Here is a 14,179-nt window from a genome sequence, read left to right as displayed (position 1 = left end):
AAAAGTTACGCAACCAAAAATCACAACAACTCCAACGTTTTAATCAGGTAGTCAGGAATCATTGAGTGAAATCCCGCTAGCCGTGTGGGCCAACGCTGTGAAGCATTTCTGCCTATAAGGAAAACGCGAATTTACTGTAGCGAAAGTCGCGGAGACTTTCGGCCGTGCGAGTAAAACCGAAACTCTCTGCGAGTTTCGCTACGAAAAAATGCTTCACAGCGTTCCGTTTGGACGCTGGCCCCGGTTGAACGTTGGAACCGTGGCTCGCGGGCTGTTGATTTGATGAGCCGCTCGCGCGTCAGCGGCCGGGTTCCACGCATTTCCCGGTGCCTTACGGCACTCGGCTCAATAATACGATTTGCATTTCGATTAAATCAACAAGCCGCAAGCGCCAAAGCGGCTAATGTACGCAGAGACTCCTGCTTAGCAGCCCACTCTAGCGATCATCGGCTGGACGCTATTTTTTCGCGTTGGCGGAGGTCAGTTTGACGGGCATCTCCGGAAGCGCTTGCAGGAACGCGCGTCCGTACGGTTTACTCTCGAGTCGTGGATCGAGCACGACAACCATGCCTTTGTCTTGCTGGGTGCGAATCAAGCGTCCGAACCCTTGCCGAAATTTGATGATCGCTTCGGGCAATTGATAGTCGTTAAACGGATTGCGTCCGCTGGCCCGGATCGCTTCCAATTTGGCTTCTAACAGTGGATGGTCGGGCACCGAAAACGGCAACTTGGTGATGACGACGTTCGTCAACGCTTCGCCAGGAACGTCGACACCTTGCCAAAAACTGTCGGTGCCGAACAGCACTCCCTTTGGATTGCGGCGAAACGCGTCCAGCAGCTGCGTGCGATTCTGTGTGCCCGCTTGGCTATAGAGCAGCAAGTCGTTTTCGGCCAACCAAGGGGTCAAAGCGGTCGCACATCGTTTCAGCAAATCATAGCTGGTGAACAATACAAATGCATGGCCATCGCTGTGACGGACAAAACGTTTGATTTGATTAGGAAGTGCCTTTTCAAATTCGGCACGTTCTTTCGACGGATCCGGCAATCCGCGAACGACCACCAATTTTGCTTGCTCTTTGTAATCAAACGGGCTGCCGACTCGGAGTGACAACCCGCCGGTGAGTCCGATTCGCGAGCGATAAAAGTTGAACTTGTCATCGTTACCCGTAGCGAGTGTGGCGCTCGTCATCACGACGCTGCGAATCATCTTGCTTTGGAACAGATGTTCGCGAAGTGTCGCGCCGACATCGATCGGTGACGCCGCCAATGTGACACGGTCCAGACCGCGGCGTGATCCGCTTCGCTCTAGCCAATACACTGCACCGTCAAGATCGTGGTTGATCCATTGCCGCAGCCCACCGGCGAGCGCCATCATGCGATCGTGCGCCGATTCGAAATCCTTTTTCTCGGATTCATCCTTCTGTCCTTCGGCCTGTTCAAGCAGCGATCGCGCGAGTGCTTCCATCGGTTGGCTGACGCGATTGTCGACCACACCGGGGTGCAATACGCGTCCATTGCGGGTGCCCGAGTTTTCCCACCAATCGAGAATGTCGGCAAATAGGTTGGTGGCAGCAAAACGGCATCGTTCCACTTGCTTTTGTAGCCCGTGCAACTGCTTTTCGACCAACAATCCCTTTTGGGTGCGGTCGTTGTACAGTTTGTCAAACAGGTAGTCGAATTGGCCGCTGGTCAGACGGATACCAAGATGATCCCCGGCGACCGCTTCGATCGTGTGGCATTCGTCTAGGATCACGGCGTCATAGTCGGGCAAGATCGAAACGCCTTGTTGCCGCAGCGCCAGATCACTAAAGAACATCGCGTGATTGACGACCATCAATTCCGCGTTGTTAGCTCGTCGACGTGCTTTGAAATAAAAGCAGTCTTTGAAATGAGGGCATTTGCGGCCCAGACAATTGCCGGTATCGCTTTTCATTTCGTCCCAGACCGACGAGTCGGGGCGATTGGGGATCGTCGACAGTGACCCGTCATTGGTCACTTCGGCCCATTTCAGCACCCCGCGAACTTGTTCGTACTGAATTTCGTTGGCCAACAGCGACGTCATCTTCGCGGCGGCGCGGTTCATCCGCCGTAGCGAAAGATAGTTCGAGCGGCCTTTGACCAGCACCGAGGAAAATTCGCGAGGAATGACGCTGTTCAGCAGCGGAATGTCTTTGTGGATCAGCTGTTCTTGCAGACTAATCGTATGGGTCGAGATCAGAATGCGGCGTTTGCGTCCCGGGTCGTTTTCGTCTTCGACATCCAACAGCGGCTTTTCGGGTAGCCCCTGTTGTTCGGTCGCAAACAGAATTGCGGGCACCAAGTAGGCAAAACTTTTGCCCGTGCCTGTTCCCGCTTCGGCGATCAAATGCTGTTCGTTGCGAAGTGCTTTTTCCACATCGCGTGCCATCGCCAATTGTTCAGGACGTGGCGTGAAGTTTTTTAGACGCCGAGAGATGCTGCCGTCCGCGCCCAGGATCGATTCGGATTGAAGATTCTCAGACAACGAGGCAGGTCGCTAGGAAAAAAGGAATGGAGTGTGTCGCCAGACGGACGGTGTGTAAGACGCACAAAATAGCACTCACAAGAAAAAAGGGCGAGTATCAATGGTTCAGTTTACCCGACACCCACCGATGCGTCTTTGCCGCATGGCCGGGTATTTCATATTGTTACCACAGCGTATGTTTCCGCCGAAATCGTGCTCGCGTGGTTGCATCGGGACACGCTAACGCTTGTAATGAGCCCCTCCGCTTGCTTTGTTTCTGCTTGCATTGTCTCTGGTTGTGTCGAGTGATCTATGAGTCTTCATCGTCAGCCCTGTCCGTCGTGTGGCCGCGAACTCGAATTGCCCGCCGAAGCAATGGGGCGGATGGCGAAATGTCCTGCTTGCGAAGCGACTTTTAGGATTGGAGAGACTGGGGGAAGCCAGCCAGGAGCTTCGCCGGATGCTGTGCCGCCCGTTTCGAGCGAGCCGCCCGTTTCGAGTGAGCAGCCCGTTTCGAGTGAGCAGCCTGTGTCGAGTCAGCGGGCAACGCCGAGCGAGCCAAGTGCTCCGCCGCCGAAACCACCACGCAGCGAACATCCCTTTCAGACGCCGATCGCAAGTTCAAGCGAGACGATGGAATCCGCCAGCGGTCGCCCCATCAATCCATATCAAGCGACGGCGTATTCGCCGGATCCAGTGCTGCTGTTGGGCGATACCGAGATCGTGCAACGTCCGATCGAGGACATTGTCTCGCCTACGTTGGCGATTTTTGGGGCGCGTTGGTCACCGCTGCTCTTGGCAACCTTGATCTTGTTGGTGGCTATGAGCGTGGTGGGTGGGGTGCCCTTTTTTGTGCTTTCGATATTGGGCAGCATGATGGAAAACGGTGCTCTACCCAACGCAGGTCCCTTCCTGTTGATTGCGATGTTGTTGTTCTATCCGTTTGCTGCTTTTGTCAGTTGTTATACGACAGTCGGTTTTGCGCGTGTGTCACTCGCGGTGGCTCGCAATCAACCGAGTCCGCTTTCGGAATTGATGCCGCCGATGATCGTCGTCCTTCGCTTCGCTGGTGGGGGCTTGCCTTGCTGTTGGGTTTCGGTCTGCTCAGCGTGATCGTCGTTCTCGTGCTTGCGTTGGTGGGAAGTTTCGAAGGGGGTGGGGTGATCGCATTGGGGCTGGGGATCTTGGCAGTCATAGTGGCGGTGGTCTTGATGCTTGTAGCTCAGTGGTTGCTTTGGCCTTGGATCTTCGTTGTCAGCGATGGTAAGACATCGGCTTTGGGATCGTTGCGAGTGGGCTATAACATCACGATCAATAATAAAGTCACGTCGCTGTTGGTGGTCATCGTTGCGACGGTGTTATCGATGGCGGGTTCTGCGGCATGTTATGTAGGGCATTTGCTGACGATGCCGTTGACGATGCTGATGTTTGCAGTCGGCTACTTGTTATTAACCAATCAGGCGATCGACAATCCCAAAGACTCGATGCCCGTCTACTCGCCTCCCCATAATCCACCCCAGCAAAATTGAGTTCGAATTCCATTACCCAAGTTTGGGCCGACGTCGGTGGTACCTTTACCGATTGTTTTGCGGTTGTTGACGACGTTCGTCGATCGACCAAGGTGCTGAGCAGCGGAAAAGTCCGCGTGAAAGCCAGCCGGTGCGAACGGTCGCAACACGAATTCAAACTCGATTCCGCTGCAACCGAACATCCGCTGCCCGACGATTTTTGGAATGGTTGTCGAGCGTTGCGGTTGCGTGGTGATGGAGTCGCAGTCGAAATCGGAACGGTGACTGGCTTTGACGCACGTGAGAACCGCATCACGGTCGAAGGCGACGACGATCCCAAGGCCGAGGCTGAAGTGGGCTCGGGATCGTTTGTCATGGAATTGGATGCTCGATTGGAAGCTCCAGTGCTCGCATCGCGATTGCTGCTAGGGTGCCGGCTTTGCGATCCGCTTCCCGCTCTGGCTGTGCGTCTGGGGACGACGCGGGGTACCAATGCACTGCTGACACGCAGCGGTGCCAACACAACGCTGCTGGTGACCGAGGGATTTGCGGATGTGCTGCGAATTGGCGAACAAGATCGGCCAGAGTTGTTTGCGTTGGCGGTAAAAAAACACGCTCCGTTGACCGAGCATGTGGTCGAGGTTCCAGAGCGAATCGACGCCAAGGGCAACGTGCTACGTTCGCTCGATGAATCGGCGCTGCGAGAAACCTTGTTGCAGATCAAGGCGTCTGGGACCGAATCGCTTTCGATTTGTTTGATGCATGCGCATGTCAATGACACACACGAGCGTATTGCTCAGCAGATGGCTGCGGAGCTTGGTTTTGATCAGGTGAGCCGATCGAGCGAGGTGGCGCCATTGATCAAATTGGTGTCGCGCGCAGAAACGACGACGTTGGATGCCTATTTAAATCCGATCCTGGCGAGTTACGTTTCCAGGGTGTGGGATCAGTTTGGCGGTCGTGATACGTGTCGATTGCAAATGATGACCAGCGGCGGGAACTTGGTCGCGGGCGAGACATTTCGCGGCCGTGACAGCGTTTTGTCGGGGCCGGCCGGTGGAGTGGTGGCGCTTGGGGCGGTTGCCAAATCGATTGGTTCGAAAGCGGCGATCGGGTTGGACATGGGAGGCACCAGCACCGATGTCAGTCGATACACAGGACAAGTGGGACGTTGTTACGAATCACGCGTCGCCGGACTTCGCGTTTTGACACCGATGATGGACATCCGCACCGTCGCGGCCGGCGGCGGGTCGATTTGCGACGTCGTCGCTGGACGGTTGGCGGTCGGGCCTGCCAGCGCTGGGGCTGACCCGGGCCCGGCATGTTATGGACGGGGCGGGCCGTTGACGATTACCGACATCAACTTGCTGCTGAACCGATTGCCGGTGGACCGGTTTCCCTTTCCGCTGGATGAATTGGCCGCCAAACGCAGGATCGAGGAAGTGGCAAAACGATTGCCCGATTCAGTGGAAATTCCCAGCATGGAAACGCTCGCCGAAGGCTTTTTGCAGATCGCCGTCACGCACATGGCCGAAGCCGTTCGCACCGTCAGCACAGCCGAAGGCAACGATGTGCGCCAGATGACCTTGGTCGGTTTTGGTGGCGCGGCAGGCCAGCATCTGTGCCGCGTGGCCGACTCGCTAAAAATGAGCCAGATCATTGACCACCCCGACGCCAGTATGTTGAGTGCGCTGGGGATGGGGCTAGCGGATATCGGCCGCGTGGTGACGCGAGGTGTCTATTCGCCTCTGGATGACGCATCCTCTGGCATGATCTCGCGAATCGTTGATGAATTGCGCAGCGAAGCGGAATCGCTGATCTCCGAAGAAAATGTTGATTCATTGCCGGTGCAATATTCCTTTGAATGTGATGTTCGCTATCGAGGCACCGAATCGTCGCTGCCGATTGCGTATCACCCCATGCCGGAAAATGCAGAGCACGACCAGTCTGATCTCCTTGCCCAATCCGAGTCTCTGGGCAAACGGTTCAATGACAAACACTTGCAAACCTTTGGTTACAACCAACCCGGTCGTCCGTTGGAATTGGTCGCAATTCGCTGCGAGGCCAAGTTGCTGCCATCGACATCACTGGACAAGCAGACGGTCATCCGTTCGGCAGACAGCTCGTCAAACGAGCCGCCAAAACGATGGAGTGGTTGTGATCGGATCGAACGCTCGGAACTTCGCGAAGGCGACATCATTGCCACTGAAACGATGATTATCAGCAGCGATTCGACGTTGATAGTCGAGCCTCATTGGGTTGGCAGAGTTCTTGCCGGCGGCGTGATCGAATTGCGGCGTGAATCCGAGTCGGATTCGGATCACGATGCCACGCCCGAAAATGATGCGGTGCTGTTGGAAGTCGTGGCGCGGCGGTTACAAGGGATCGCCGATTCGATGGGCGAAGTGCTGCGTCGCACCGCTGTCAGCGTGAACGTGAAAGAACGTCGAGATTACAGTTGCGCGGTGTTTCGCGGCGATGGCGCGTTGATTGCCAACGCCCCGCACGTCCCGGTCCACTTGGGAGCGATGGGGCATACCGTTCGCCGATTGATCCGTGTTTATCCGGCGATGTCACCGGGGGATTGTTATCTCAGCAATGATCCTTTTTCCGGTGGCTCGCATCTGCCCGATATCACGGCGGTGACGCCGGTGTTTTGCGATCGAACGATCAAAAGCGGTCGGCCTGATTTTTTTGTGGCCTCGCGAGCACATCATGCCGAGATTGGTGGCCGCACGCCTGGGTCGATGCCTCCCGATGCGACTTCGTTGGCCGAGGAAGGCGTACTGATTCGTGACTCTGCGATGGTGCGCGAAGGAGTTCACTACGAGGACGATTTAAGGGCGTTGCTGAACCGTGGTCGTTATCCATCGCGAAACGCCGAAGAAAATTTGGCTGATTTGGCGGCTCAGCGTGCTGCGGGCGAAGATGGTGTGCGGGCATTGATCGAGATGTCGCAAACTTATTCGGTGTCACAGATTGACTATTACATGCAGCGACTGTTGCAGGTGGCTGGCGACACCGCGCAACGCTGGATTCATACGCTGCCGAAGGCGCCGATGTCGTTTACCGATGCGTTGGATGACGGCACCGTGATCGCGGTCACGCTGCATCGCGAGGGTGATCGGTTGAAGGTCGATTTTACCGGTACGGCGTCGGTGCATCCGTTCGGTTTCAACGCCACCAAGGCGATTGTCACGGCGGTCGTGTTGTATGTGGTACGCATGGTGTCGGGATCCAATTTACCGCTTTGCGACGGAGTGCTACGCGATATCGATGTTGTCATCCCCTCAGGCTTGTTGAATCCACCGGCCGACGAGGATCCCGCCAAATGTGCGGCGGTCGTCGCCGGAAACGTGGAAACGAGCCAACGCGTGGTCGACGTGTTGCTGGGGGCTCTGGGGGTCGCGGCCGCATCACAAGGCACGATGAACAACGTTTTGATCGGGGATGAAACGTTTGGTTTTTACGAGACCATCGGAGGCGGTTCCGGCGCGACCGCGGATCATGACGGGGCCGATGCGGTTCACACCCACATGACCAACACGCGGATCACCGATCCCGAGGTGATGGAAAGCCGATTGCCACTGCGATTGCATCGATTTGCGATTCGCCATGGCAGCGGTGGCGCAGGACTTCGTCGCGGTGGCGACGGCATGATCCGCGAGTTCGAATTTTTAAAACCGCTGACGCTGTCGTTAATCACCGGTCGGCGAACGCGTCCACCGTACGGCGCAGCCGGGGGCGATGATGCTGCGGTAGGCAAAAACACTCTGATCCGATCCGGAAAATCCGAGCTGCTGCCATGGGCTGTTTCGGTTCAGGTTGACGCAGGCGATCGTTTGATCATCGAGACCCCCGGTGGTGGCGGTTGGGGACGCCGCGAAGGTGGCGGGGGCGGGAACCCGTAGTATGCGGTTTTACGAGAAATGATTCGATCGTAAGGTTTAATTCGCATTATCGGGCGATAACGGTTGGGGGAAAGGGCTAGTGAGCCGCTTTTGCTCCGTGGCGGCTGCCGGAGACGTTATAATAGAGCCCACGCCCACCTATGCTCTGCGTCGATTCCCTGCCACAAAATCGACGTTCTTCGCACCCAAATTCGGATCCCTCCGTCGCCAGGAAAGCCATCCATGATTCCCGCTCGAATCGCAATCTGTTTTGGGCTCGTTCTCTCGCTCGCCCCGCTAGCTTGTTCGAAGACCATTGAATTTGGCCGGGATGTGCGTCCGATTTTGTCGGACCACTGTTTCGCTTGTCATGGACCTGACGAAGAACATCGCGAAGCCGATTTGCGTCTGGATACATCCGAGGGTGTTTTAGGAGCGGTCCAGCCGGGCGAAATCGATGACAGCGAATTGATCTTGCGGATATTGGCCGATGACGCCGACATGTTGATGCCGCCGCCTCAGTTCGGAAAACCGCTCAGCAGCGAACAAATTGAAACGCTCAAGCAATGGGTGGATCAAGGAGCGACGTATAGCGAGCACTGGGCATTTCTGACGCCTCAGAAAACCACGGTGGATGGCGTCGAGATCCATTCGGCAACCACCGCGATCGATGCGTTTATCAATGCCGAGTTAGAACAGGTCGGGCTAAAACCCAACGACCCCGCCGATCGACGAACGCTGTTGAGACGGATTTGTTTCGATCTGACCGGCTTGCCACCGTCGGATCACGATGCCGAATTCTTTCTTAATGATACCTCGCCTGATGCTGTCGAGCATTTGGTCGACCGGTTGCTGGCGTCACACCATTACGGCGAACACATGAGCCGTTATTGGTTGGACTTGGTGCGTTACGGTGACACGCACGGATTGCATCTGGATAATTACCGCGAAATGTGGCTGTACCGAGATTGGGTGATCAATGCATTCAATAGCAACATGCCAATGGATCAATTCATCACCGAACAATTGGCTGGTGACTTGCTGCCCGATGCGACCGATTCGCAAAAGATCGCCAGCGGTTTCAATCGCTTGAACGTGACCACCAACGAAGGCGGCTCGATTGTCGAAGAGGTGTTTGCACGCAACGTGATTGATCGCACCGATGCGTTTGGCACGGTTTTCTTGGGGCTGACGACCGGTTGCAGCGTATGTCACGACCACAAATTTGATCCAATCACGGCGACCGACTATTACTCGCTGTCCGCGTTCTTCAACAGTCTTGATGGCAAAGCAATGGACGGCAACGTCAAAGATTCAGCGCCATCGATCAAGGTTCCCACAGCGGCCCAGAAAAACGAAATTGCTGAGTTTGATGAGGCGCTCCGCGAAATTCGCGCGCAGATGGACGGACCTATCGAAACCGTGGATCAAGCTCAATTCGTGTGGGAACGCAGTCTCGGCAATAGCGAACCGCCCGAGTGGACCGTGTTAGCACCCGAATCGGCTGTGTCCAATGCCAAAGTAGAAATGCGTATCCGCGAGGACGACGCCGTCGAAGTCGTCGGCAAGGTCGCTGCCAAAGACACGACGACGATCCTCACCCCCTTGCCCGCAGGCAAACCTTGGAGATCGCTGCGTTTAGAAGCACTGGTGAATTCGCCCGAAGAACGCGTCGGATTGTCATCCAATGGGAATGTGGTGTTGTCCGAGATTGTGTTGGAAATGCAACACGGAGATGATCCCGAGAACTGGATTCCGGTTCCCATTCGCAGTGCGATCGCCGACGTCGAACAAACCAACGGTGCCTTTGCGGTGAGCTATGCGATCGATGGCAAGATCAAACCGAACGAAGGTTGGGCGGCCGCGGGACACCAGCAAACCGGCGGTCGCACCGCGTGGTTGGACCTGGGCACGCTGTTCAGCGAAACCGACGGAGCGAAATTGCGGGTACGTTTAAAGTACCAGTCTCAGTTTTCAGAACATCAATTCCGCACGGTTCGATTGTCGTTGTCCGAGACGATGCCAGCGGCACCCGAATCAAAGCAGATTCAGCGAGGACCGCTACATAGCGTCGGTCCATTTGCGGTAGCGACGACTGAACTCAGTTACGAACAATCGTTTGCCTCTCAAGCCGCCGCCTTTGATGCGGACCAGACCTTTACGTTCGAGGGGAATCAATACCAATGGCAACTTCGTGACGACATTGCCGAAGTCCGCGTCAATTCGCTCGATACCGTGCCCGATCACGGCAGCGTGAATTTGCTGCACCAAACCGTGACATCTCCGGCCGCACAGAAAACGACGTTGCTGCTAGGAACCAGTGACGGGCATGTCGTTTATCTCAATGGAAAACAGGTCGCGATCTCGCAAGGTTCGCAGGACATCGATCCGCTCGGCAAAGAGATCGAGTTGGATTTGAAAAAGGGAGACAACGATCTGTACATCAAGGTGGTCAACCATGATGGTCCATCGCTAGTTTCGTACGCTTATCGATCGCCGATTGTGGAGGTTTCTCCGTCGCTCGCCACGTTGTTGGAAACGCCCGAAACCGAACGCTCGGCGGCGGATCGTGAAGCGCTGCGAACGTATTACCGCAGCGTCTATTGCACTCACCCCGATTGGCAAGTGCTCGTCGACCAAGTCAAGGGAATTGCGTCCGCGAAGGAAAAAGTGGAAAGCGAGTTCCCCACCACCTTGGTTTGGAAAGAGCTCGAGAAACCCCGCAAAGCTCATATTTTATTGCGAGGAGCCTACGACCAACTTGGCCCCGAGGTTTCACGGGCGACGCCCGCGTTTTTGCCCGCGATGAACGAAGCGGATCCCAAAGATCGATTGGGCTTGGCGAAGTGGTTGTTATCCGACGAGCATCCATTGACCTCCCGTGTCGCAGTGAACCGGTTCTGGCAACAAATTTTTGGCACGGGGCTAGTCAAAACCAGCGAAGATTTTGGTAGCCAAGGCGAACAACCGAGTCATCCAGAGCTGCTTGATTGGTTGGCAGTCGATTTTCGTCGGCAGGGATGGGACATCAAACGCTTGATGAAATCGATCGTGATGAGTGACACGTATCAACGATCGGCGAAAACCAGTCCGATCCAATTGCAGGTGGATCCACGCAACCGATTGCTGGCACGTGGCCCTCGATTCCGGCTCGATGGCGAGATGCTACGTGATCAAGCGTTAGCGTTGTCGGGATTGTTGGTGGATCAACTAGGAGGCCCCAGTGTGAAACCGCCTCAACCCGAGGGACTTTGGTTGGCGGTGGGTTATTCCGGAAGCAATACGGTTCGTTTTAAAGCCGATGATGGCGACAAAGTTTATCGACGTAGCGTTTATACGTTTTGGAAACGGACCAGTGCACCGCCTCAATTATCGACCTTTGACGCACCGAGTCGCGAATCGTGTATCGCCCGACGCGAGCGGACCAACACACCGCTGCAAGCACTGTTGTTGATGAACGAGACTCAGTTTCTCGAAGCTGCGAAGCAATTGGGGCAACAAGTCGCTCAGCGATCGGATCTGCAAACCGCCGCAGAAAAGATCCAGTGGGTGTTCGAGCGAGTGACGATGCGGCCTGCTACGGAGGCCGAAACAAGCGAGTTGACTCAGTTGGCCGAGGATCTGATGCAGCACTATGCATCGCAGCCTGAAGCCGCCGAGAAATTGGTGGGAACGTCCTCAGCGGAAACCGCCGCCTGGACGATGGTTTGCAGCACGCTGTTGAATCTGGACGAAGTGTTGAACAAATAAACCGATCGGTTGTCAGCCGACTCATCAAATACGAACCAAGCGAAAAACGTCAAAACGAGAACGATGATGCAAACGAATCAGCACTGGGAACAACTCACGCGGCGAGCTTTTTTCTCGCGATCGTCGGCCGGGATCGGAGCCGCCGCGCTGGCATCACTCGACTCCTCAGCGGCACCCGCGGCGGTTGACAATCGCGGTGCGGTCGGCGGATTGCCGAATTTGCCTCATCATGCCCCCAAAGCTCGGCGGGCGATCTATTTGTTTATGTCTGGGGCGCCCAGCCAGATGGACATGTGGGATCACAAACCCGCGATGGCCGATTGGTACGACAAGGATCTGCCCGAGTCGATTCGCAAAGGCCAGCGGCTGACCACGATGACGAGCGGTCAATCACGTTTTCCCATCGCTCCGAGCATCTACAAGTTTTCGCCGCACGGGGCGGCGGGAACGATGGCCAGCGAGTTGATTCCTCATATGGCTGGCAAAGTCGACGAGATTGCCTTGGTCAAATCGATGTATACCGAGGCGATCAACCATGATCCTGCGATCACGTACATCTGTACGGGCAATCAATTGCCCGGCAAAGCGAGTCTGGGGTCGTGGTTGAGCTACGGCTTGGGAACCGAGAACGAGAATTTGCCTGCGTTTATCGTGATGACCGCGTCGTGGACGGGACGTAAAGAAGCGCAGGCGCTTTACAATCGTCTATGGGGCAGCGGATATTTACCCAGCAAATATCAGGGTGTGGCCCTGCGCAGCAGCGGCGATCCGGTGCTGTATTTGTCCAATCCCGCGGGCGTCGATCCGGCCGTGCGTCGCCGAATGCTCGATTCGCTGTCACGATTAAATACGGCGACTGCGGACCGGATCGGTGATCCGGAAACACATGCTCGTATCGCGCAGTACGAAATGGCGTTTCGGATGCAGACCAGTGTGCCTGATTTGGCAGACATCAGCGACGAACCGAAATACATTCTCGATATGTATGGTCCGGACGTGACGACACCGGGAACGTTTGCAAATTGTTGTTTGATGTCGCGGCGGATGGCGGAACGCGGGGTTCGTTTTACCCAAATTTTCCATCGCGGCTGGGACCAACACGGGGCGCTTCCCAAAGATCTGCCGAATCAGTGTCGCGACGTCGATCAGCCCTCGGCAGCACTGTTGACCGATTTGCGGCAACGGGGGATGCTTGATGACACGCTGGTGGTATGGGGCGGTGAATTTGGCCGTACCATTTATTGCCAAGGCGGATTATCGAAAACCAATTATGGTCGCGATCATCATCCCAAATGCTTTACCGTTTGGTTGGCCGGCGGCGGGGTCCAAGGAGGGGTGGTGCATGGCGAAACCGACGAATTTAGTTACAACGTGGTTAAAGACCCCGTGCACATTCATGACCTGAACGCCACAATCTTACATCTAATGGGGATTGATGATCAGCGGTTTACCTATCCATTTCTTGGTCTTGATCAACGTTTAACAGGGGTCGAAGAAACCCGAGTGGTGAGTGAGATCTTGAGTTGATCGGCTCGCCGTCAGTCAAAAACTCTCATCCACACGATCTACTTTGCAAAACGAAACACTTATTGCCCTGCTAGGCCCGTCCGCGGATCCCGTTGCGGCGGGTTGGCGATTAAGAGAACTTGCCGAAAACGAGACTTATCAAGGCGCGGATCTGATCTCGCAACTGAGCGAGCAAGAGGACCTCGTGCGTCGCTCGGATCCCGCGATCTTAGGCGGACTGTTGCATGTCGTGCACGGCCGTGTGATTCGAACCGCCGCAGAGAGTCGCGGCGAATCGTTTGCCACAGTGGATCCCGAGCACATCCGGCGGCTTGATCAAGCATTGCCCGAAGCGACTCCGAATCGTCATTTGCTGTTGCAGTTGTTGGCGATGATCCAGTCCGATCTATCGCTGGCGGTTTTGATGGATCGCTTAGAGCAGTCGCCGCCGCAAAAGTGGATGGATGCCGCGCATGCGATCAGCCCGCTGATGCAAAATCGTCAATGGAAGATAGCAATTGTATTTCCTCGGCTGCTGCAATGTTTGCAATTTCCGTCGCTGGCGGCGCCCACTTTGGATCTCGCCAATTTCTTGGTGCGTGAACGCAACGTGTCGCCGCATCCCGCGGCCGATCATTTAGCAATGCTCAACCACTTGCTGGGGGAAGTCAGCAGTCGGCTGGGCCGATTCGAAGAGAACCCACACGCCTTTGGTGATGATGTCGAAACGGTGCAAGCGACCTTGGGCGAAGCGGTGTCGCTGGCAGTATCACTGTGTGACGCGGTAGGGTTGATCGGCGACGAATCATCGATTGGGAAATTGAACCAGACCGTTGAACTGAAACATCGTCGTGTGCAATGTGAAGCCGCCGGAGCGCTGGCTCGGTTGAAGGATGAACAAGGCATCAAGCGACTATTGGAATTGACGGCGGATCCCGCCGCCCGGTTGCGAGCGATCGCGTATGCGGATGAACTTGGGCTGGGAGAACAGATTGACCCCGAACTGCGATCCGATGTTGCCACGGCCGAAGCAGAGATGTCAC

7 protein-coding genes are annotated in these 14,179 nt (G+C 55.7%); 6 read left to right on the top strand and 1 reads right to left on the bottom strand.

Annotated features, from left to right (window positions below):
- Window positions 1–457: 457 nt before the first annotated feature.
- Window positions 458–2,503: an ATP-dependent DNA helicase gene (locus tag RMSM_RS10655; RefSeq protein WP_008695232.1), complete on the bottom strand. Its 2,046-nt coding sequence runs from the start codon at window positions 2,501–2,503 to the stop codon at window positions 458–460.
- A gap of 291 nt (window positions 2,504–2,794) precedes the next feature.
- Between RMSM_RS10655 and RMSM_RS10650 the strand changes: the two genes are divergently transcribed.
- The 6 genes from RMSM_RS10650 to RMSM_RS10625 form a co-directional block, all read left to right on the top strand.
- Complete coding sequence (locus RMSM_RS10650) at window positions 2,795–3,595, top strand: zinc ribbon domain-containing protein (RefSeq protein ID WP_040765491.1); 801 nt, start codon at window positions 2,795–2,797, stop codon at window positions 3,593–3,595.
- Window positions 3,592–4,011: a hypothetical protein gene (locus RMSM_RS10645; protein ID WP_008695230.1), complete on the top strand. Its 420-nt coding sequence runs from the start codon at window positions 3,592–3,594 to the stop codon at window positions 4,009–4,011. Before RMSM_RS10650 ends, RMSM_RS10645 begins: the two co-directional genes overlap by 4 nt.
- The gene (locus RMSM_RS10640) at window positions 4,008–7,901 is read left to right on the top strand and encodes an oxoprolinase family protein (protein ID WP_008695229.1); all 3,894 of its coding nucleotides are present in this window, start codon (window positions 4,008–4,010) and stop codon (window positions 7,899–7,901) included. Before RMSM_RS10645 ends, RMSM_RS10640 begins: the two co-directional genes overlap by 4 nt.
- Before the next feature lie 222 nt (window positions 7,902–8,123).
- The gene (locus tag RMSM_RS10635) at window positions 8,124–11,630 is read left to right on the top strand and encodes a DUF1553 domain-containing protein (RefSeq protein WP_008695228.1); all 3,507 of its coding nucleotides are present in this window, start codon (window positions 8,124–8,126) and stop codon (window positions 11,628–11,630) included.
- 63 nt (window positions 11,631–11,693) lie between these two features.
- The gene (locus RMSM_RS10630) at window positions 11,694–13,157 is read left to right on the top strand and encodes a DUF1501 domain-containing protein (protein WP_040765496.1); all 1,464 of its coding nucleotides are present in this window, start codon (window positions 11,694–11,696) and stop codon (window positions 13,155–13,157) included.
- A gap of 43 nt (window positions 13,158–13,200) precedes the next feature.
- Window positions 13,201–14,179, top strand: a 979-nt coding sequence (locus tag RMSM_RS10625) for a HEAT repeat domain-containing protein (RefSeq protein WP_008695226.1), incomplete at its 3' end; no start/stop codon positions are given.

Origin of the sequence: Rhodopirellula maiorica SM1 (assembly GCF_000346295.1) — a bacterium.
GTDB lineage: Bacteria > Planctomycetota > Planctomycetia > Pirellulales > Pirellulaceae > Novipirellula > Novipirellula maiorica.
The sequence above is the reverse complement of the archived record's forward strand: the minus strand, read 5'-3'. Positions and strand labels throughout refer to the sequence as shown.

Bases quoted from the DNA above. Each gene is read 5' to 3' on its own strand.
- RMSM_RS10650 (WP_040765491.1), top strand. From the start codon at position 2,795: ATGAGTCTTCATCGTCAGCCCTGTCCGTCGTGTGGCCGCGAACTCGAA.
- RMSM_RS10635 (WP_008695228.1), top strand. From the start codon at position 8,124: ATGATTCCCGCTCGAATCGCAATCTGTTTTGGGCTCGTTCTCTCGCTC.
- RMSM_RS10630 (WP_040765496.1), top strand. From the start codon at position 11,694: ATGATGCAAACGAATCAGCACTGGGAACAACTCACGCGGCGAGCTTTT.